Raw genomic sequence first — 19,284 nt, forward strand, 5'->3', positions numbered from 1 at the left:
GGTAAGGTGGACATGTTGGAAAGTATTTTGATTGTGGATGATATACCTGAAAATCTAAGTCTGTTGCATGAGAGCCTGGATCAGGCTGGCTATCAGGTACTTGTAGCGACCAATGGATTTGATGCAATTGAAATTGCGCATCGTATTCAGCCTGACATGATCCTGCTTGATGGCAGTATGCCGGAGATGGATGGTTTTGAAACCTGCACTCAGCTTAAAGCCAGTCCAGTGACTGAACATATCCCGGTGATTTTTATGACGGGTCTGACTGAAACCGAGCACATTCTTAAAGGCTTTCAGGCAGGTGGGGTAGATTACGTAACCAAGCCTTTAAATATTGATGAAGTTCGGGCACGAGTAAAAACCCATTTGTTACAGGCTCGTTTAATGCATCAGCAGCGACAAATGCTGGATGCAACCGGCAGTGCGATTCTATCGCTGAATCTGGAAGGTGAAATTATCTGGCAGACCCCAATCGTCAGTGAATTACTGAAAAATCATCAGGTGGATGTACAGCATTTTCAGTCCAGTTTAAATCAGTGGCTACAGGACTTGCTCAAGCAGCCAGATCAAGCACACTTACTGCATGGTCAGTATGGTCATGGCCATCAGCAGTTACAACTTAACCTGCTCACCAAACTGTATGCAGGCCATATCTCTAAACATGTTTTGGTACAGTTGAAAGAGCAGACCCAAATGCCGAGCGCAGAGGAAATCGCGCAGGCCTGTCCAAACCTGACGCCGCGTGAAGCAGAAGTGATGCATTGGGTCACGATGGGGAAGACCAACCGGGATATTGCCGAGATCCTGCAACTCAGCCCGCGGACGGTGAACAAGCATCTTGAGCATGTCTTTGAAAAGCTCTATGTAGAAACACGGACGGCTGCGGTATTGCATGTCATGTCAGCTTGTCAGAATCAGGCAGTGGCTTAGTTTTCCTTTAGTAGAAGAATGTTTGGAGGATTTTTGACCTCACCCTAACCCTCTCCTAGAAGGAGAGGGAATTTTCTTTAGATTTTTAATAATTTTAATAAATACTCTTCGATCTGAAATGCTAGTACTCGCTTTTTATCAAAGGCTTTATCTAACCATGATGTAGTCCAACCTTTTTCACTGATTTTGATTATATCAGGATGATCAAATCCGATTAGTTCATCAGACTCAAAAAACATGTAAATTTCAGATATAATTTCAATGTATTTTTCTGAAAGCGTATCAAAATATTCATCATTTTGGATTTTGCTTAAACGATTTAAAACCTTGTCTAAATTAATCATACTATGTCCTAATGACTCTAGTAAATTTGGATAGTTAGCAGGTATTGGATTCAAATAATATTCTGACATAAGTAGAAAATTATTATCTTTTTCTGTCTCTGCATTGAATTTATCAACGATTTTAAAATTCAATGCAGAGACTGCATGTATAGTATCTAGCGCATCTAAAACAAAATCTCGTTGTAGGCTTTTATTAAACTGTTTTTTCCAAGAATGAAGTGCAAATACAGCAACAATCAATGTGCCTAAGCTAGTAATAAAACTACCTAATGCGAGTAAGTTGGAATCCAATTTTTTAGCTCTTAAAATTATTCTTAGTTATTTGAGTATATAACAAAAAATAATTCGGCAAGATATAGCTTATTCTGAAGGTTCAATAGTTTAATTAAAGTATAAAATCACTCTGAATGTCTAAGCTCAAAAGCGCTATTCCACCTTTAAATAAACTCCACTCGCCGACACATTATGACCAAAACCACAACTCATGATGTTAGTTTCTTTTACATGAAGCTGCTGCCCAACTTTTGAATCAAATTTAAAATCCAAATCAATTTTACAGTCATCTGCACGATAGCTGGTTTGAGTTTTCTTAAATGGCATGGTGGTCTGGAATTCACCGATATTCGGTCCATAAATCAGACTGCGAATTCCCATATATAAGCCATTAAATTCTATTGCATAGGACTTTGCAGTACGTTTCACTTCAATAGTATTCCATTGCCCAAAACCCGCGTAACGTACATATTTTCCAGACAGGTGAGAACTTTGCCTTGGGGCAGGAAGCTGTTTCAAGTTGAACTGGCTGTTTTTAGCGTCAGGATAGACAGAAAACCAGGCACGTGCCCATTGCGGTTTGCCTAGTTTGGCATAACTCAGACCAACATTATTAAACGCAGTACTAATTGCGTGCTCGGTAAAAGCAATGCCCCCATCTTCTACATTCATACTGCAAAAGCTTGACCATGCTGCCTGTTGTTCAAACTGTTCAACGGCCTGAGCATACTGTTTCTGATCATAGAATTGCTTGCCAGTGGCTGCATAGCTTTTGACTTTGGCACAGCCAGCCCGTAATTCCTGTTGAAAGGGGGTATCTGAAAAACAAAGAGGACTCAAAGCAGTCAGGGCGATAGCAGCTAAAGATTTATACATGGTTTGCTCAGTTTTAATTCTTATTCTGAATAAAACACACAGCATACTTCAAGTAAATATTGGTCTTGTGATTAGAAGAGATTTCCTTCGATTTTGAAAGTTTCAGGAAACTGATATACATCGCAATTATGTCCGGTACCAATCCGGTCGACCACGGCAAAATCACTGGGTTCCTCTAGTGTCAGCAGGGGATGATGCCAGGTACCTGCCCGGTAATTGATCCCCTGTGTCCCATCTGTAATAAATGCACAAAGCTGAGACAGATCCGGAGTATCTGTATCCAAACTTGGCGCAACGACAATCAGGAACTTTTGTCCCTGCATGGGGATAAAGGCTTGAGAACCATTCGGATGTCGTTCCAGCATGGAGATTTCAAAAGGAATTTGAGTACTTTTAATATTTCTAAAAATACTGATCCCCGCTTTGGCATCTCCCATAATTTCAGTCATCACCAGTGCATGATAACGCTCGGTATGTGCATCGTTGATATGGAAATAGTCATTACCCTGACAGCTGATGACTTCACCAAAACGAGCAAAGTTTTCACTGGTTAATAGCTGAATTTGGATGGTATTTTTCATTCTTTTATATTCCTTTTGCTCGTATTTTTATGACAAGACTTTCTTGATTAATCTCACTATTTTATCCCTGTATATTAAGTAAGCAAGAAGGATACTTTGATGAAAATGTGAGTAGAAAGTAAATGAGCGAATTCGATCTGTCAGAAAGTATGGATAAAGTTTGGCAGTGAACCCGATTCTGAGATCAGGTCCACTGCCATCTGTTAAAACAGCTGTTCGATTGACCATCCTGTGGAGAGGGAGGGTCAATCGCATTAATCAGCTACCTTTCCCCATAAACGGATACGGCTAATACCGCCATCAGGAATCATATTCACACGGATATGTGAAATCTTTTCATGTGCCAGAATTTCATTGATAAAGCTATGCACATGATCCATCTGCATGGGCTGGGCTTCAAGCAGGAAAGGCCAGAACATACTTTGTGGAATCAGTTGCGGATCAGTCGCATCTTCTATATAGACAGCTTGAATGGAGACTTCTGCTGGATAGTTGCCTTTGAAGTGTGCAGTATCAATATCAATTTTTTCAATTTTTCCAGCTTGGCCTAAAGCCAGAATACACCAGTCAAAACCTGGAGCACGGCGGCGTTTAGTTTCCCAGCCATCGCCCATATTGATGCCACGGCCTGGGTTAATCAGGTTACGTGGATGACCAAAGTGCGCATCACTGTAGGCAATCACACGACCGCCATTTTCCAGTGCCAGCAGATCCAGAGTTTCATTGCTGTCTTTTAACTGAATCTGGACCTCCCCATAAACGCGTAGACGGGCTACACCACCATCCGGGTAGATATTTAAACGTAAATGGGTATAAGTGTTTTCTGAAGCAACTTGAAAAATATGATGCTGGCTTGGACCTAATATACTGTTTGGTAAAATTTGGTGCCATTCAACCTGCTCCAGGTTCTGATCTGGTGCATAGCAGGCTTCAACTGCAGCAGAGGCAGGATAGTTGCCACTAAAAAAAGTGGTATCAATATCCAGTGCACTAATTTTTCCCGCAACACCGAGCTTTACAATTGCCCAGTCATAGCCGGCATGACGCTTGCGGCGGGTTTCCCAACCGTCCATCCATTTACCATGATTATCGAACTTATCTTCGACAAAAATAGGTGCTGTAAATTGGAGCATGCGCTGTGCTTCAGCAAAAAAATCATCTGAACATTGCAATACTTTTGCACCAATACGTTCATCTGCCAGATTAGTAAGTTGCTGTAACTGTGCAGGTATTTCAAAAGCAGGTGCAAACAGGGTCGCCATATCAATCTTCCATTCTAAATTTATTCAACTGTCATTTCTTACAGGCTAAACATAGCCAATGCCCTGTTCTTTTCTCCCCAAAACAAGGCAGTACTTTAAAAAATGATGCACAGCATGTGCCAACTTGAATCTGGGTATTTGAAACTATTCGGATAATGGCACACTTTTCGCTTTGTCTCCCTGAGATGGATCAACATTTATGAACTTAGGGGGAACAATGAATATCACCATTATTGGCGCCGGGATGGCGGGCTTAACCACAGGTATTGCATTAAAGAAGTTCGGACATCAGGTCAGCATTTATGAGCAGGCCGAACAGATCTTGCCCGTGGGTGCTGCGATTTCTCTCTGGTCCAATGGGGTGAAATGCCTGAATTATTTAGGTTTAACTGACCAGGTCGCCCAACTGGGCGGGCAGATGGATAATCTGGCTTATGTTGATGGCCTGACTGGCGATGTTATGACCCAGTTCAGCCTTTATCCGCTGATTGAAGAAGTGGGACAGCGTCCATATCCGGTCTCTCGTGCCGAATTACAGAATATGCTGATGGATGAATTTGGTCATGCTGATATTCATCTCGGTAAAAAAATGGTGGCGCTCAATGATGATGGACAACAGGTCACCGTTAGCTTTGCAGATGGTTCAGAAATTCAAACAGACTTGCTGGTTGGTGCCGATGGAACCCATTCCATGACCCGCGCTTATGTGCTCGGTGAAACTGTATCGCGTCGATATGCCGGTTATGTGAACTGGAATGGTCTGGTTGAGGTATCGGAAGCTTTAGCCCCTGCTGATCAATGGACCACTTTTGTCGGTGAGGGCAAACGTGCTTCACTGATGCCGGTTGCAAATAACCGTTTCTACTTCTTTTTTGATGTGCCATTGCCAGTAGGACTGGAGAATGAGCGTAGCCAATATAAAACATTACTCAAAGAATACTTTAAAGACTGGTGCCCTCAGGTTCAAAAGCTGATTGAGGCAATTGATGAGCAGCGTACCAATCGTGTCGAAATTCATGACATCGAACCATTTGCCGATTTTTACAAAGGCAATGTCGTCATTGTCGGCGATGCAGCCCACAGTACAACGCCGGATATTGGTCAAGGCGGTTGCCAGGCGATGGAAGATGCAATCTATCTGGCTCGTGCACTTCAGATCAATACACTGGGATTACAGGACTCATTACGTCGCTATCAGAATAAACGCAATGAACGTGCGAATGAACTGGTGCTGCGTGCGCGTAAGCGCTGTGATGTCACTCATATGAAAGATAAAGAGGTAACAATGGAATGGTATGAAGAATTACGTCGTGAAAATGGCCCACATATTATGAAAGGCATTATTAGCAATATTATCGGTAACCCTTTGGACTGAAACTTGTATGAAAATTCATGATAATAAGCATATAAAATAATAACAATGATTGATCAGCAGAAGGGCGTAAGCCCTTTTTTTTATCTCTGTATTTTCTTGTTGCAGTCAGTTTTTAATATAGAAAAATCTAAAGTGAATTTTGATCCAGGTTCAGCTGAAGCAAGACCAGATCACGCCACTGACCAAATTTTTCTCCCACCTGTGGCATATAACCCGTTTGAATAAAGCCAAGTTTTCGATGCAAATGAATGGAGGCTATATTTTCCGAATCAATTGCTGCCACCATGATATGCATGCCCTGCCTGCTGGCAATTTCCATCAAGCGCAATAACAACTGTTCTCCTATCCCTTGACCAGTATAGTCAGGATGTAGAAAGACCGCATGTTCAATTGTTTTAGAGAAACCCTGAATACTACGGAACTCATCATAATTGGCATAGCCAATGATTTTAGCTGTAGGCTGATGTTCTGCAACGAGTACCGGATAGTTCTGATCTTGAAGGGTTTTGAACCAGGCCTGTATATCTGACCATGCCATCGCAGTATGGTTCCAGGTGGCAGTACCGTTGATAATCTCCTGATTATAAATATTAAGGATACTTTCAAGGTCGTCTATATTGGCTGTACGGATCTGAACTGCACTCATTGAACCACCTACTGATTAAGTTAAATTAAAGAAATAAAAAAAAGCAGAACCGAAGTTCTGCTTTTAAGATAACATCTCTTAGAAGTGATACTTCACAAGAGCGCTGACATCGTGTTGATCTAAACCTTTAATGGCATATTTGTTATTCCAGACAGAATGCTCAATACCAAGGTAAAGTTTAGTCTCAGGAGAAATGTGTTTGCCTACATTCCATTTGTACTGAGATGTCCAGTTCAATTCACTTGCGTGACCATTTTTCTCAGCAGTTGACCAATCCAGGAAAGCATCTGCCAGGAATTCTTCAGAACCGATTTTAAATGGCACTGCATAAGTGATGGTCATTTGATAATCATCTGGTGTGTCATCGTTGTCAGCTTTGTAGAAATTGATATTCGCATAACTTGTGTATGGAATATCAAGTGCAAAACCAATACCATATAAGTAGTTGTTAAAGTCAGTATTAGCGCTAGCGCTGCCTTCCCAAGTTGTCGCGATAAGAACGTCTTTAATTGGACCCAATTCAAGTTTTTGACCTGTTACAGCGCCCAGGCTTAAACGTGGTGCAACTTCGAAATAGGTTTCATTACCAAAGTCAGTATTACTACGGTCAGCAAAAGCAAAAAAATCGCCATACTTAAGACCTGCTGCATATTCAGCAGTAATCGTGGTCTGTTTGTTGTCATCACCTGCAAAAGGGACAGCATAGTTTTCACCATACAGACCTGTTAAGCTAAAGTCTTGCCAGATAGGTGCTGCTTGAGTAACAGCCGCAGTAGAAGCCAATGCACAAAGTGCTACGATTTGTTTAAGTTTCATTTAAAATCTCTCCCCCAAGAAAGCAGATAAAGCATACAGATTAATAAGTAAAAATAAAGTGAAAATTGACCGGTAACTGAAATTTATATGCAATATTCCGACCAACTTTTTTAACCCAGGTTTAGTGGTGGCTATCTACTGCCGGTTCAGCATTGGCCAAAGTCTTAGTCTTAAACCAGTTTAAATGGTTGAATAAGATATTCAGTAAAATGGCCATTAAACAGGTTGAACTAATACCAGAGTGGAATAAAGTTTGAACCCATTTTGGAAAATCTGCATAAAAACTATGATCAATAATAGGCACCATGCCGGCAGCGATTGACGTTGCTACAATGATCAGGTTCTTTTGCTCGTTATAGTCAATCTTCGCTAAGGTACGAATACCGCTGGCTGCAACTGTTCCAAATAACACCAAGCCTGCACCCCCTAGCACCGGTACGGGAATAGACGCAATTAAACGGCCCATAATTGGTAGCAAGCCCAGTACCACCAGAATAATGCCGCCTGCGGTCACAACAAAACGGCTCTTAACTCCAGTAATCGCCACCAGTCCAACATTCTGTGCAAAAGCACTTTGCATAAACGAACCGAAGATAGGGGCTGCGGCACTCGACAGCATGTCCGCACGCAAACCATCAGAAATACGGTCAGCATCGACTTTGGTACCAACAATTTCACCGACTGCAATAATATCAGCCGTGGTTTCAGTCATGATCACCAAAGTCACAATCAACATGGAAAGAATGGCTGTCAACTCAAACGTGGGCATGCCAAAAGCAAAAAAACTCGGGAATTGTAACCATGCACCATCTGCCACTTTAGAAAAGTCACCGAAGCCGATTAAACCTGCAATTATGCTTCCTAATACAATAGATAGCAGAATGGACAAACGACGTACTGTGGCATTGCGGGATAAATTCAGCAAAATCACAATAGCTAAGGTCATTAGCGCTAAGCTAACATTTTCTGCACTACCCCAGTTTTCAGTATTTTTGTTGCCACCCATCATCCAGCGTACTGCAACTGGCAGTAAAGACAGACCAATGATGGTGATCACACAGCCAGTAACTACCGGTGGGAAAAACCGAATAATTCTAGAGAAATAGGGCGCCAGGAAGAAACCGATCAGACCAGAGACAATTACCGCGCCATAGACTGCCTGCAATCCTCCTCCGGTGGTCACGATCGCCACCATAGTGGCTACGCCAGCAAAAGATACCCCTTGTACCAAAGGCAAGCGAGCACCGACATATTTCACGCCTGCTGTCTGTAAAATTGTTGCCAGACCACCCACAAATAGTGCTGCGGCAATCAACAGACCGATTTCCATGCCGCTCAGGCCTGCAGCAGTACCCACAATCAAGGGTGGGGCAATAATACCGCCATACATGGTCAATACATGCTGCAAGCCATAAGCCGCACTTTTTCCAACCCCTAAAAACTCATGTTCGGGTGAGACAGTTTTTTCTTGTTCTGACATATAAAATCCTTCTCTATTCTGAATAATGAGCGGGCTAACCTAACTACCGCGATAGGTCGAATAAGCAAAAGGGCTGATGAGTAATGGAATGTGATAATGCTGAGCAGCATCTAAAATGCTGAAATGGATCACGGCCTTTGGAAAAAAGGTAGCCAAGCCTTGGACATCAAAATAGGCTTTAGTCGCAAACTCGATGCAGTAGTCACCGGCATGAATACTGTCTAAGCCAAAATCCGGCACCAGTACTCGGCCATCACTATTGGTGCTAGCAGTCGCCAATACCTGACCTGTGGCATCCATTAATTTGACTTCAACATCGGCTGCAGGTTTACCCAGATGAGTATCAAGAATATGGGTGCTGATCATGAATCAATCTCCTGTGCCAGACGTAACAAAGCAATTTCTAAAAGTTGCTGATGAACAATACGCTTTTCAGTATCCAGGTCATTCGCCAGGCGGTAATTCAATGCTGTCAGAATCTCTTCGCTACTACGACCTGCTGCGCGAATCAGGAAGATGAAATCAAATTTTTTCTCATAGGCCTGATTGCCTTTTAGCAAAGCGGCTTGAGTTTCTTCATCTTGTGAAATCGAGGCCTGTTCCCGTTCGGAAAAACCTTCTTCTTTGGCGGTTAAAGCAGTCTGTGCCTGCTTTTCACCAATCCGAGGATGGGTTGCGAGTGCCTTGGAAATCTCTTCCCAAGTCCAGGTCTGTGCCTGTCTTTTGGCAGCTTCGAGCAGCTCATCACTTGAAGTAAAAGGTCGTTGCTGCTTTAATTCTTCAGCCCAACGGTCAATATGCACACACTGCTTGAGCAGCAGTTCAATATCGCTGTCAGATGCCTGGTTAAATTCAGTTAATTGCATAATTTAAGCTTTGTGATCTGTGTTTCTCACTGGAAATTGCAATAACAATGCCAAAGTGCCGACAATCGTATGACAAGTGAGTCCACCAGAAGGTCAAAATAAAAAAGAGAGCAGCATGCTCTCTTTGGGTGATTTCAGTGAATGATTAGTCCTGGTGCGCAGGAAAATGGTGGGTGTACCAATGTTGTGCAATATCGTTACGACGACAGACCCATACTTTGTCATGGCTCTGTACATAATCCATAAAGCGCTGCAAGGCTTTGAAGCGTCCCGGACGTCCGAGCAGGCGACAGTGCATGCCAATTGACATCATTTTTGGTGCAGTTTCCCCTTCACTGTAGAGCACATCAAAGGCATCTTTTAAATATTGGTAAAATTGCTCACCTGAATTGAAACCACCCGGAGAGCTAAACTTCATATCATTGCACTCTAATGTATAGGGGATGATCAAATGAGGGCGTTTTTGACCATTTGGTTCAGTTAAGGTGCTCCAAAATGGGAGGTCATCACCATAATAATCAGAGTCATATTTAATCTGAGAAAATTCAGCTAATAATTGACGTGTATTAGGACTGTCGCGTCCGGTATACCAGCCAATTGGCGTTTCACCAAAGAGTTCAGTCAGCACGCTTAAGGCCTGATCCATATGCTGACGTTCAATTTCAATATCCATATCCTGATAATGCAACCAGCGCTGACCATGTGAGACCACATCATAATCAGCCACCTTAATAGCCTCGACGATATAAGGATTACGAGCCAGTGCCATACCGACTCCAAAAATTGTCATAGGCCAGCCACGTTTTTGAAACTCCTCATGAATACGCCAGAAGCCAGCACGTGAACCATATTCATACATTGAATCCATGGAGCGGTGTACTGCTGGAAAACTGGCAGCACCCACGATTTCGGACAGAAACTGCTCGGAACTGCTATCACCATGTTCGACATGATTTTCACCGCCTTCTTCATAGTTCAATACAAACTGTACCGCGATCCGGGCAGCATTGGGCCACTGTGCATGGGGTGGTTTGCCGTGATAGCCGATTAAATCGCGTGAATATTCTTGCTTTTGTATCGTTTCAATCAATTGTTTTCCGCGTAAGTAAGCAGTTGTCACTATTGGTTGTCCTTTTGCTAAAAAAATCAAAATATCACTTGCATATTTTTAAGAGAGGACCGATATTCAAAGTATAAGGACACGGTTCTGCAGACTCAAAAATGTGTTCATCATTCAATGTGGAGGGTTAATCCAAAACGATTTGAAGAAGTGAAATGCAATACAAAACAGCAAGCTACAAACGTGCCAAGATAAAAAATCTGCACTAAAAAGTTATAATGATTTGAGGATGGTATTTTATGAACATTGAACTCCGTACCGATAAAAATATTCGCAATAGTGATCGTCTAATTACTTACGTTCGTACCGAATTAAATCAGGAATTCCAGCGCCACAGTGAGCGTATTACCCATTTCTCAGTGCATCTTAGTGATGAAAATGCCGCAAAAGGTGGCGATGATGATATTCGCTGCATGATCGAAGCACGTCCTGCTGGCTTGAAGCCAATTGTGGTCAACCATCATGGTCACAATATTGATACCGCAATTCGTGGGGCCATCGACCGTTTAAAACGCAGCTTGGAACATGTAATTGAGAAAAAAGACAATGTGCGTGGTAATCCGCTAAAACTTGCCGAAGAAACGGTTACAGATATAGAAGAATAAAAAGTTTGCAGATGAAAAAGGCCCCTACGGGGCTTTTTTCAATTTTAGATAAAATAAACGAATGAGAATAAAACAAATCGTGCTTTATTCGGCATAATAGTCGAAAACGAATTGAAGTGAGCTCCATCATGTTAACTGCGCAACAACAGCTTTTTGTGCAAGCACTCGAAGAACTGGATCTGAATCAGGTGAAAAAGCTCCTGGCAGATGGACTCAACCCAAATTTTATTGATATGGAAAAAGGCCCGATCATTTCTGTCTGGTCAGATGGTCTGTTCAAATGGTGGGAAGAAGTTTGCGAGGCTTATGAAGCAGGCAATGTTCTATCTAACGAAGAAAAACAACAGAAGCTTCAAGTGCATCTTGATATTCTGGATGCCCTGATTGCAGCCAAAGTGAATCTGCACCTGTGGGATGCCGAAGAAATTTATGGTCCACTTTGGGACGCCGCCAGTGCTGCCTGTGTACCGGCCGTACAACGTTTACTGGATGAAAATGTCGATCCAAATACCCGGGATGAAGACGGCCTGACGATTCTATCTTCAATCTGTGATCTGTTCTTTGACTGTGACTTTGATGAAGTTAACTGGGCAGAAGCATTAGAAGAAGAAAAGCAGACACTGGAACTGCTGCGTAGCCGTGGCGCGAAGATGTCCAAAGAACTCGGTTAAGACTTAAAAAAGAAAGAGTAGCAATCTATGACAACATTAAAGACATGGGGTTTTGTGGCACTGGCAACTGCGAGCGCGCAGGTATTTGCTGCAGATTTTGCTTTCGACCGTCCAGGCACGGGGTTTAGCACGACGACAATACCAGTAGGGCAGTTAGCCTGGGAGCAGGGCCTGCCTTCTGCCAGCTATGTTGAATCAGGCAATGACTATAGCACCACACTCAATGCCGATATGTTGTTGCGTACCGGTTTAAGTGACAGCCTGGAATTACAACTGGGCTGGCAGGGTCCATCCTGGTCTAAAAGTAAAATAGATGGCATTAAATCAGAAGATGATGGTCTCGGTGATGTCAGTATTGGTTTGAAAAAAGCCATTGATCTGGATGATGAGCGACTTTCGATGGCTTTACTGGCTGAAGCATTGATTGCGACAGGTAATCCAGGCTTTAGTAATGAAGAAGATATTTATAGTTTAAGTTCAGCTGTGGCTTATCAATATAATGATCTGGTCAATACTTCAATTACCATGCGCTATGAATGGCAAGATGACCAGTGGGCCGTCCAAGCCGTACCCACACTGGAATATAAAATTACTGACAAATGGTCAGGCTTCTCGGAATTTGTCTATCGCAAGGCTGAAAGCCAGGATTATGAATATGGGCTGGGTACAGGCGTAATGTATGCCCTGAATGATCGTGTTCAGCTGGATGCCAGCGTGGGCGTGGATCTGAATGGTGCTGACAAGAGTTATACCTCAGGTCTGGGCGTAGCGTTCCTGTTCTAGGAGTTTTGACCAGTCGTCATGGATGCCGAAAAACTGAAAGCCTGGAGTAGATCTGGCTCCCGAATCCTGTTCGGGAGCCTGCTGCTGAGTTGTGCAGTACAGGCGCAAGCACCTTTATTGCCGCCTGATCAGGCTTTTCCATTTACGGCGATTTCCAGCAGTTCGCAGCGGGCGGAACTGAGCTGGGAAATTCCTGAAAATTATTATATTTATCAGCATATGGTAGAAGTTCAGCAGGGTGGCCAAATACTGCAACTGGATTTGCCACCCGCTGAAGACCTGTATGATGATAATTACGGTCAGACTCAGGTTTACTATCAACAATTACAGTTCAATATTCCGACACAAGCCTCGCAAACCTATCAGGTGACCTGGCAAGGTTGTGCCAAAGATCGACTCTGCTATCCGCCACAAACGATTGAATTGAAAACTGATCTGTCCGGCTTGGTACAATATCAGCCTACAGAAGGCAGTTCTAAACGGTTACTTAACCTAAGCAATTCATCAGACCAGCAAAATACTATTCTGAATAATAGTTCTGAATCTGTCGAGGTGAGTACATTAGATAATAAGGATGGCTCCAGCTTTGCTGCCAAAGACCAGAAATGGTCTGAACAACTGGCAGAAAGTTCATTAGGCTATGGCCTGTTGCTGTTTTTTGGCTTAGGTATGCTGCTGGCTTTCACGCCTTGTTCCTTGCCAATGTTACCGATCTTGACCTCACTGATTGTGCGGGATCGACGCGGAATGCAGGCCTGGATGGTTGCCTTGTGCTTTGTCACCAGTATGGCTCTGGTCTATGCAGTACTAGGCTTGATTGCTTCTTCTGCCGGACTAAATTTCCAGCGCTGGCTACAGCAGCCCGCTACTTTAATTGCCTTTAGCTTATTATTTGTGGCTTTTGCTCTCAACCTGTTTGGTCTGTTTGAAATCAAGTTGCCACAGCGTTTGGTACATCGACTGGATCAAGTTCAAGCTATGCAACAGGGCGGGACTCTGGTCAGTGCCAGTATTATGGGCATGGTGTCAGCACTGTTGGTGGGTCCCTGTATGACAGCACCACTGGCAGGGGCATTACTGTTTATTTCTCAAACCCAAAGTCAGTGGCAGGGTGCTTTGCTTCTATTTACCTTAGGCTTTGGTATGGGGACTCCTTTGCTACTCGCCAGTGTTCTCGGTTCGCGTATATTGCCTAGAGCGGGACATTGGATGAATCAAGTTAAGGTTCTGTTTGCCTTTATCATGCTGGCGCTGGCATTGTATTTTATTCGCCCCCTGATTTCAGAAGCAGCACTACAGTGGCTCTCTCTTGGGTTGGGCTTAAGCTTTGTGGCCTACATATTGGCACGGCTGTTCTGGAAAAATAGCGGACTGCGATGGTTGTATATTATCTGCCTGGCAACGGCAGTGCCGTATATTATTTATAGTCAGTATCAGCACAGTCAGCGCTTCTTTGTTGAAACTGCTCAGCAACAGGCGACTTGGCATATCGCAGCGACTGCTGCTGATTTTGAGCAGTTACTGGCTACAGTACCAAAAGGGCAGCGAGTTATTATCGATGTCTATGCCGACTGGTGTGTGGCCTGTCAGCCTATCGAACACCGGGTGCTAAAATCAGCTCAGGTACAGCAGGCTTTGGCGCCGTATTTTCTGATCAAACTGGATCTCAGTCATTATGATGTAACGCATCAAGCACTGTTAAATCAGTGGGAAATTCTGGGTCCACCGACATATCTCTTCTTGAATGATCAGCAACAGGAAATTCGTGGCTTGCGTTTGACTGGGGCTTTTACTGAAGCTGAATTATTAGAACAAATAGAACGTTTTGTTCAAGCGCAATAAAATAATTTTATGCAGTATGCAATTATGGAAAAGTCAATTAAATCACGAATGATGCAGTTGCATCCCGCCATCAAGTGTAGTGTTATAAGCTTTAACCAGATTACGACCACTCGCTTTGGCTTGATACAGGGCTTTATCTGCCTGACTCAATAACTGTTGTGGGCGAAGTTCTGGACTAGATAATGCAATACCAAAACTTGCAGTGACATGAATGCGCTGACCATCATCACTATAAATTTCCAGCTGCTGAATTGCAGCACGGCAACGTTCAGCCACCTGAGCTGCCTTTTCCAGATTGGAATTTTTCAGGATCAAAATAAATTCTTCACCACCAAAACGGCCAACCACATCACTTTCACGTAGCAGCAAGGTGAGCACCTCACTGACCCGGATCAGGGTTTCATCACCTTTATGATGCCCATAATAATCATTAATTCTCTTGAAATGATCCAGATCTAACAAAACTAAGGCATAACTTTCCAGTTTCACGCTATTCAGTTTATCCAGACATTGATTGATACTACGTCGGTTAAACAGATTGGTTAATGGGTCAATCTGGCTTAGGTGCTGAATCAGTTTTTCACGGTGTCGCCACTGGCTGAGCAGGATTTCAAACAGCATCATACAGATAGTCAGAATAGGCAGAATAAAATACAACATGGATACCAGCCAGAAACCGTTATAGAACAGTTTGCCTGGAATGGTAAAAAGTGGTGAATAAGTAAGCTGACCGGTATAGCTCAAATAACCGCAAATACTGAGAAAAATTGAAGCTGGAATCAGCATGCTATATACCAGCGTTCGAGAAAACAGGACCAGCCCTACTGTAATCAGGCTCACATAGGCAATCATGGCCACTGGACTGACGACACCAACAATATAGGCATCACGGCAAAGGGAAACCACAAAGATGCCGACTGAGATATAGGGCAGATAACGTTCGACGCGGGTGTTATTTCGAAATTTATAACAGGGATAAATCAGGCAAAGCAGAATCAGTAAAAACAGGCTATTGAGGATAATCTGCATTTTTGCCACGCTTATATCCACATATTGCCAATATTCAGGACTGAGTAAAACAAAGATATCCCAAAGCATCCAGCTGAGATGGATACCACAGCCAAGTACAAGCATGAGGATACATTTTTTCAGTATCCCCCAATTCATCACCACTTCTTCTTCGACCAGATACTTGGTAATTTTATACTTGAAAATAGCTTGCAGAGCAGGCGAAATACGCTTCATACAAGGCTGTATCCTATAATGACCATTCTAAATTATAAATATCGTAATAAATAAAATGTTTTATTTCTTGGGCTTAAGATAACATGAATATACTGCGAAAGAGAATGGTTATATTTTGTACAGCTAGGTCATTTTAGTAAAGTTTGAAATTTACATCGTTGTAACATGCAAAAAGATTACAGGATGGGCAGGTCACAGTGATGTGTCTGGCTTTTTAAATATTTACCAAATAGAAAATTTTCCCGCACCATCCTGAAAATTGAAAAATATAAAAGCTGGGCATTTAGTCCTGATCCAGACGGTGTGCGAAGTCGGCCAAATCAGCCAGAGATTGTCGGGCTTCATCAAACCAGGCGCTAAACATCTGAAAATTGTGCCACATACCTGTATATAGCTTGAACTCTACTTCAACCCCTGCTGCGAGGGCCTTATCGCGGAGACGCTGCGCATCATCCAGCAAAATTTCCTTGGAACCGACCTGAATATGCATGGGTGGCAGACCAGTTAAGTCGGCAAAATAAGGTGATACTTCAGGATTGCCATGCTCGATTGACGAAGGTACATAGTATTGAATGCCACTTTCTAATGTTTCAATGGATAACAGGGCATCATGTACCTGATTGTAGCGCAAGGATTCACTGGTCAGGGTCAGATCAACAAAGGGAGAAAGCAGGATCAAACCACTGGGCTGAGGGAGTTCCAGTTTCTGAATTTTTAGGGCTAGCGCCAATGCCAAATTTGCCCCACAAGAATCTCCAGAGAGAATGATATCTTTGGCTTGCACGCCTTGATCTAACAGTTGCATATACACATTGAAAACGGCATCCAGTGCGGCTGGATAAGGTGCTTCAGGAGCAAGTGGATAATCTACATGCAGCACCTGCATCTGGGTACGGGAAGCAATCTGGCTCATAAAAGCACGATGGGTCTTCATTGAGCCCAAATAAAAAGCACCCCCATGAATATGGAAAATCAGCTGGGTGGCTTCTTGTTGAGGCTTGATTTCCTCTGCATTCAGCCCTGCCAGTTTTAAGGATCGTATTTCAACATTTTTGTCTACAGGAAAAAGTTTGCAGAACTGTTCAAGGGCTTTTCTAAGCGCAGCAGGCGGGAGATTAAACTGGCTGGGTTTACGGATGGAAGTCTTTAAAATCGTTTCTGTAATTAACTGTTTCGTAAGGGGACTAATCTTCATTTTCTTTCCATCTTTTTATGTTTTCATTGGTCTGGTATGTTATTTACCAACAATATTTACAAGGTTACACTAGATAGTCACATCCAGAAATTGAAAAATTGTTGTGACTTAATTAATACTACAACGGTCTACTCACAGACTTAGGGAAAGAAACAAAAATGAAAAAAATCGCGCTTATGTTAGGACTACTGGGTTTAAGTGCATTGGCGAATGCCGCAGATCCTTTAAACGGAACAGTCTGGAAAACAATTGATGACAAAACCAATCAGCCAAAGGCGATTGTAAAATTTACTGAACAAAGCAATGGGACGTTAAGTGCCAGCATTCAGAAGGTTTTGACCAAAGGTGAAGAAAATGCCTGCACGAAATGTGAAGGTCCATATCACAACAAATCTCTGAAAGGCCTGACCATTGTTAAAGGTCTGAAAAATGTTGGCGGTACCAACTATGAGAGTGGTTCGATTCTTGATCCGCAATCAGGTAAGACCTATAAGCTAAAAGGTAACCTGGCTGATGGTGGTAAGAAGCTGCAACTACGTGGCTTTATTGGTGTAGCTGCGCTGGGCCGTAACCAGACCTGGATTCGTGCAAACTGATTCTGAGTCTGAGACTGTTAAAGCCTGACGATTGTCAGGCTTTTTTGTGGCTATAAATCGGTTGCTATATTGAACTTTATTATCAGTTCGCTTTAATTATTCAGCGCACGATAGGCAGTCTCATCAAAACCCGCGATCAAACCTGAACCAGTTGCCAGAATTGGACGTTTAATCAGACTGGTATGAGTCATTAAGGCAACAAGCAGATTTTCTTCATTTGCCAAAGCGGTTTGCTGCTCTTCTTCACTGAGTTTGCGCCAGGTGGTACCTTTTTTATTCAGCACAACTTCCTGACCCAATGTATCCAGCCAGGTCTTTAAAGTTTCAGCATCGATTCCCTGTTTTTTATAGTCATGAAACTCATAGCTCAAACCCAGTTCACCTAGCAGATCAAATGCTTTCTTCATTGAATTACAGTTTTTAATTCCATAGATCTTCAACATGATCATCACCCATCTAAATTTTACTGTAGCTTAGCGAAATTTAATGATTACAACCATGAGTAGGAAACAAAACCCAAGTAAAAAATGAGATAAAAATAGATACATAGCAGATACAGGAATGTCATGAAATTGACATCTGATTTGTGCAAAATAGTGATAAAGATAAGGACGCAGAATAAAAAGAAATGAGAAGCTGATAATGTTATAGAGGCGCTAAAATGAGAAAACCCGCATCTAATCATCCTGATTATGCGGGTCTCATCTCAACGTCCGATGTCACATCCATGCAAAACAAGCTAAATCTTGTAGTCTGTTTTATTTCTTCCTACGGCTTCCTGTCCTTTTGTTGTCATCCTGACATGTCCTTGTGCCGTGTAAATATAATGCTCTGTATTTAGCCCTAAAAATAGCTGTTAATACGTCTTGTTATGTAAGTGATTAACACCAACTCAGTGAACAATTGTTCACTGAATTTATCTATTGGATTAAAGTTTGTAGTCAATAATTACTGGAGCATGGTCACTAAACCATTCATCCTTATACACCCAGGCATTTACGGTACGCTCTTTCCAGTCGGGTGAACAGGCTTGATAATCAATTCGCCAGCCTACGTTTTTGGCACGGGCCTGGCCGCGATTCGACCACCATGAGTATAGCTCAGCTTCTTTGCATACTTCACGGAAAGTGTCGACATAGCCCAGATCATCATAGATGTGATCCAGCCAGGCGCGTTCATGTGGCAAGCAACCCGAGGCTTTCTGGTTACCTGACCAATTTTTAATGTCGATGCGTTTATGCACGATATTGTAGTCACCGCAGACAATCACCGATTTATTTTCATCGCGCCATTGTTTCAGGATCTTTTTATATTCATCCAAGAAATGATCTTTACGTGCCTGTGCTTCATCACCCGATGAACCGGATGGCAGATACAGCGAACAGATATGTGCAGTTTTATCTAAACCTAAGTCAAATTCGGCAGCAATAAAACGGCCTTGTGAATCGGCCAGTTCAAAACCCAGACCATCGGTCAGAGAAACAAAAGGCAGGCGGCTATAAATGGCGGTACCGGCATAACCTGGACGTTCAGCCGGGAACAGGTGTGTATACCAGCCTTCAGGTTTAAATTTATCGGTCCACTGCGCATGGGTAATCCGGCTTTCTTGCATGCAAATCACATCTGCGTCAGATTTTTCCATCCACTCCAGCAGACCTTTGGTCACGGATGAACGTAAGCCGTTGACATTAATTGAAACGACACGAAGAATTTTTTGATCACCTGGATAGCTACTCTTTGGTATCATGCGCAAGTCTTACCTTAATTAATGGATT

General features: G+C 42.8%; 21 protein-coding genes. 7 read left to right on the forward strand and 14 right to left on the reverse strand.

Features of this window, described 5'->3' with window-relative positions:
• The first annotated feature begins 12 nt into the window (after nucleotides 1-12).
• The gene (locus tag C8322_RS00350) at nucleotides 13-933 is read left to right on the forward strand and encodes a response regulator (protein ID WP_008305806.1); all 921 of its coding nucleotides are present in this window, start codon (nucleotides 13-15) and stop codon (nucleotides 931-933) included.
• 77 nt (nucleotides 934-1,010) lie between these two features.
• Here C8322_RS00350 and C8322_RS00355 read toward each other — a convergent pair whose 3' ends face one another.
• From C8322_RS00355 to alc, 4 genes are all read right to left on the reverse strand, one after another.
• Nucleotides 1,011-1,568 carry a hypothetical protein gene (locus C8322_RS00355; protein ID WP_004813826.1) on the reverse strand — a complete coding sequence of 186 codons (558 nt, stop codon included), beginning with the start codon at nucleotides 1,566-1,568 and terminating at the stop codon, nucleotides 1,011-1,013.
• A gap of 135 nt (nucleotides 1,569-1,703) precedes the next feature.
• Nucleotides 1,704-2,426: a hypothetical protein gene (locus C8322_RS00360; RefSeq protein WP_008305805.1), complete on the reverse strand. Its 723-nt coding sequence runs from the start codon at nucleotides 2,424-2,426 to the stop codon at nucleotides 1,704-1,706.
• 71 nt (nucleotides 2,427-2,497) lie between these two features.
• The gene (locus C8322_RS00365; RefSeq protein ID WP_008305804.1) at nucleotides 2,498-3,007 is read right to left on the reverse strand and encodes an ureidoglycolate lyase; all 510 of its coding nucleotides are present in this window, start codon (nucleotides 3,005-3,007) and stop codon (nucleotides 2,498-2,500) included.
• A 254-nt stretch (nucleotides 3,008-3,261) separates the two neighbouring features.
• The gene (gene alc / locus C8322_RS00370) at nucleotides 3,262-4,269 is read right to left on the reverse strand and encodes an allantoicase (RefSeq protein ID WP_008305803.1); all 1,008 of its coding nucleotides are present in this window, start codon (nucleotides 4,267-4,269) and stop codon (nucleotides 3,262-3,264) included.
• Between the two features lie 217 nt (nucleotides 4,270-4,486).
• Here alc and hpxO point away from each other — a divergent pair, with 217 nt between their 5' ends.
• The gene (gene hpxO, locus C8322_RS00375; RefSeq protein ID WP_008305802.1) at nucleotides 4,487-5,644 is read left to right on the forward strand and encodes an FAD-dependent urate hydroxylase HpxO; all 1,158 of its coding nucleotides are present in this window, start codon (nucleotides 4,487-4,489) and stop codon (nucleotides 5,642-5,644) included.
• Nucleotides 5,645-5,771: 127 nt separating this feature from the next.
• Here the strand turns inward: hpxO and C8322_RS00380 are convergent, their stop codons facing one another.
• The 6 genes from C8322_RS00380 to puuE all read right to left on the reverse strand — a co-directional run bounded on the left by C8322_RS00380 (nucleotide 5,772) and on the right by puuE (nucleotide 10,572).
• Nucleotides 5,772-6,290 carry a GNAT family N-acetyltransferase gene (locus C8322_RS00380; protein ID WP_008305800.1) on the reverse strand — a complete coding sequence of 173 codons (519 nt, stop codon included), beginning with the start codon at nucleotides 6,288-6,290 and terminating at the stop codon, nucleotides 5,772-5,774.
• A gap of 78 nt (nucleotides 6,291-6,368) precedes the next feature.
• Nucleotides 6,369-7,106, reverse strand: a complete 738-nt coding sequence (locus tag C8322_RS00385) for an outer membrane protein OmpK (RefSeq protein WP_005220527.1) — start codon at nucleotides 7,104-7,106, stop codon at nucleotides 6,369-6,371.
• Between the two features lie 121 nt (nucleotides 7,107-7,227).
• Nucleotides 7,228-8,586 (reverse strand): nucleobase:cation symporter-2 family protein, encoded by a 1,359-nt coding sequence (locus C8322_RS00390; protein WP_111810247.1) that lies wholly within the window; start codon nucleotides 8,584-8,586, stop codon nucleotides 7,228-7,230.
• A 39-nt stretch (nucleotides 8,587-8,625) separates the two neighbouring features.
• Complete coding sequence (uraH, locus tag C8322_RS00395) at nucleotides 8,626-8,952, reverse strand: hydroxyisourate hydrolase (RefSeq protein WP_111810248.1); 327 nt, start codon at nucleotides 8,950-8,952, stop codon at nucleotides 8,626-8,628.
• On the reverse strand, nucleotides 8,949-9,452 hold the full coding sequence (uraD, locus tag C8322_RS00400) for a 2-oxo-4-hydroxy-4-carboxy-5-ureidoimidazoline decarboxylase (protein ID WP_111810249.1): 504 nt from the start codon (nucleotides 9,450-9,452) through the stop codon (nucleotides 8,949-8,951). Before uraD ends, uraH begins: the two co-directional genes overlap by 4 nt.
• A gap of 145 nt (nucleotides 9,453-9,597) precedes the next feature.
• Nucleotides 9,598-10,572 (reverse strand): allantoinase PuuE, encoded by a 975-nt coding sequence (gene puuE, locus C8322_RS00405; protein ID WP_111810250.1) that lies wholly within the window; start codon nucleotides 10,570-10,572, stop codon nucleotides 9,598-9,600.
• Between the two features lie 239 nt (nucleotides 10,573-10,811).
• Between puuE and C8322_RS00410 the strand changes: the two genes are divergently transcribed.
• The 4 genes from C8322_RS00410 to dsbD all read left to right on the forward strand — a co-directional run bounded on the left by C8322_RS00410 (nucleotide 10,812) and on the right by dsbD (nucleotide 14,473).
• Nucleotides 10,812-11,177, forward strand: coding sequence for an HPF/RaiA family ribosome-associated protein (locus C8322_RS00410; protein WP_004813805.1), 366 nt, complete (start codon nucleotides 10,812-10,814; stop codon nucleotides 11,175-11,177).
• A gap of 128 nt (nucleotides 11,178-11,305) precedes the next feature.
• Nucleotides 11,306-11,848 carry an ankyrin repeat domain-containing protein gene (locus C8322_RS00415; protein WP_111810251.1) on the forward strand — a complete coding sequence of 181 codons (543 nt, stop codon included), beginning with the start codon at nucleotides 11,306-11,308 and terminating at the stop codon, nucleotides 11,846-11,848.
• A gap of 27 nt (nucleotides 11,849-11,875) precedes the next feature.
• On the forward strand, nucleotides 11,876-12,631 hold the full coding sequence (locus C8322_RS00420; protein ID WP_111810252.1) for a transporter: 756 nt from the start codon (nucleotides 11,876-11,878) through the stop codon (nucleotides 12,629-12,631).
• 18 nt (nucleotides 12,632-12,649) lie between these two features.
• Nucleotides 12,650-14,473: a protein-disulfide reductase DsbD gene (dsbD, locus tag C8322_RS00425; protein WP_111810253.1), complete on the forward strand. Its 1,824-nt coding sequence runs from the start codon at nucleotides 12,650-12,652 to the stop codon at nucleotides 14,471-14,473.
• A gap of 42 nt (nucleotides 14,474-14,515) precedes the next feature.
• Here dsbD and C8322_RS00430 read toward each other — a convergent pair whose 3' ends face one another.
• Together C8322_RS00430 and C8322_RS00435 are read right to left on the reverse strand one after the other, a co-directional pair.
• The gene (locus C8322_RS00430) at nucleotides 14,516-15,718 is read right to left on the reverse strand and encodes a GGDEF domain-containing protein (protein WP_111810254.1); all 1,203 of its coding nucleotides are present in this window, start codon (nucleotides 15,716-15,718) and stop codon (nucleotides 14,516-14,518) included.
• A 283-nt stretch (nucleotides 15,719-16,001) separates the two neighbouring features.
• Nucleotides 16,002-16,913 carry an alpha/beta hydrolase gene (locus C8322_RS00435; RefSeq protein ID WP_111810255.1) on the reverse strand — a complete coding sequence of 304 codons (912 nt, stop codon included), beginning with the start codon at nucleotides 16,911-16,913 and terminating at the stop codon, nucleotides 16,002-16,004.
• Between the two features lie 158 nt (nucleotides 16,914-17,071).
• Between C8322_RS00435 and C8322_RS00440 the strand changes: the two genes are divergently transcribed.
• On the forward strand, nucleotides 17,072-17,509 hold the full coding sequence (locus tag C8322_RS00440) for a DUF2147 domain-containing protein (protein WP_004813793.1): 438 nt from the start codon (nucleotides 17,072-17,074) through the stop codon (nucleotides 17,507-17,509).
• A 92-nt stretch (nucleotides 17,510-17,601) separates the two neighbouring features.
• Here the strand turns inward: C8322_RS00440 and C8322_RS00445 are convergent, their stop codons facing one another.
• Both C8322_RS00445 and C8322_RS00450 read right to left on the reverse strand, forming a co-directional pair.
• Nucleotides 17,602-17,952: a Spx/MgsR family RNA polymerase-binding regulatory protein gene (locus C8322_RS00445; RefSeq protein ID WP_008305779.1), complete on the reverse strand. Its 351-nt coding sequence runs from the start codon at nucleotides 17,950-17,952 to the stop codon at nucleotides 17,602-17,604.
• Between the two features lie 485 nt (nucleotides 17,953-18,437).
• Nucleotides 18,438-19,256, reverse strand: a complete 819-nt coding sequence (locus tag C8322_RS00450; protein WP_111810256.1) for an exodeoxyribonuclease III — start codon at nucleotides 19,254-19,256, stop codon at nucleotides 18,438-18,440.
• Nucleotides 19,257-19,284: the final 28 nt, after the last annotated feature.

The sequence above is a fragment of the Acinetobacter sp. SM1B genome (assembly GCF_003289665.1).
GTDB classification, from domain to species: Bacteria; Pseudomonadota; Gammaproteobacteria; order Pseudomonadales; family Moraxellaceae; genus Acinetobacter; species Acinetobacter schindleri.

Coding starts and splice junctions, on each gene's coding strand:
- C8322_RS00350 (WP_008305806.1), top strand. CDS start 13: ATGTTGGAAAGTATTTTGATTGTGGATGATATACCTGAAAATCTAAGT.
- C8322_RS00360 (WP_008305805.1), bottom strand. CDS start 2,426: ATGTATAAATCTTTAGCTGCTATCGCCCTGACTGCTTTGAGTCCTCTT.
- C8322_RS00365 (WP_008305804.1), bottom strand. CDS start 3,007: ATGAAAAATACCATCCAAATTCAGCTATTAACCAGTGAAAACTTTGCT.
- alc (WP_008305803.1), bottom strand. CDS start 4,269: ATGGCGACCCTGTTTGCACCTGCTTTTGAAATACCTGCACAGTTACAG.
- hpxO (WP_008305802.1), top strand. CDS start 4,487: ATGAATATCACCATTATTGGCGCCGGGATGGCGGGCTTAACCACAGGT.
- C8322_RS00380 (WP_008305800.1), bottom strand. CDS start 6,290: ATGAGTGCAGTTCAGATCCGTACAGCCAATATAGACGACCTTGAAAGT.
- C8322_RS00385 (WP_005220527.1), bottom strand. CDS start 7,106: ATGAAACTTAAACAAATCGTAGCACTTTGTGCATTGGCTTCTACTGCG.
- C8322_RS00390 (WP_111810247.1), bottom strand. CDS start 8,586: ATGTCAGAACAAGAAAAAACTGTCTCACCCGAACATGAGTTTTTAGGG.
- uraH (WP_111810248.1), bottom strand. CDS start 8,952: ATGATCAGCACCCATATTCTTGATACTCATCTGGGTAAACCTGCAGCC.
- uraD (WP_111810249.1), bottom strand. CDS start 9,452: ATGCAATTAACTGAATTTAACCAGGCATCTGACAGCGATATTGAACTG.
- C8322_RS00410 (WP_004813805.1), top strand. CDS start 10,812: ATGAACATTGAACTCCGTACCGATAAAAATATTCGCAATAGTGATCGT.
- C8322_RS00415 (WP_111810251.1), top strand. CDS start 11,306: ATGTTAACTGCGCAACAACAGCTTTTTGTGCAAGCACTCGAAGAACTG.
- C8322_RS00420 (WP_111810252.1), top strand. CDS start 11,876: ATGACAACATTAAAGACATGGGGTTTTGTGGCACTGGCAACTGCGAGC.
- dsbD (WP_111810253.1), top strand. CDS start 12,650: ATGGATGCCGAAAAACTGAAAGCCTGGAGTAGATCTGGCTCCCGAATC.
- C8322_RS00430 (WP_111810254.1), bottom strand. CDS start 15,718: ATGAAGCGTATTTCGCCTGCTCTGCAAGCTATTTTCAAGTATAAAATT.
- C8322_RS00435 (WP_111810255.1), bottom strand. CDS start 16,913: ATGAAGATTAGTCCCCTTACGAAACAGTTAATTACAGAAACGATTTTA.
- C8322_RS00440 (WP_004813793.1), top strand. CDS start 17,072: ATGAAAAAAATCGCGCTTATGTTAGGACTACTGGGTTTAAGTGCATTG.
- C8322_RS00445 (WP_008305779.1), bottom strand. CDS start 17,952: ATGTTGAAGATCTATGGAATTAAAAACTGTAATTCAATGAAGAAAGCA.
- C8322_RS00450 (WP_111810256.1), bottom strand. CDS start 19,256: ATGATACCAAAGAGTAGCTATCCAGGTGATCAAAAAATTCTTCGTGTC.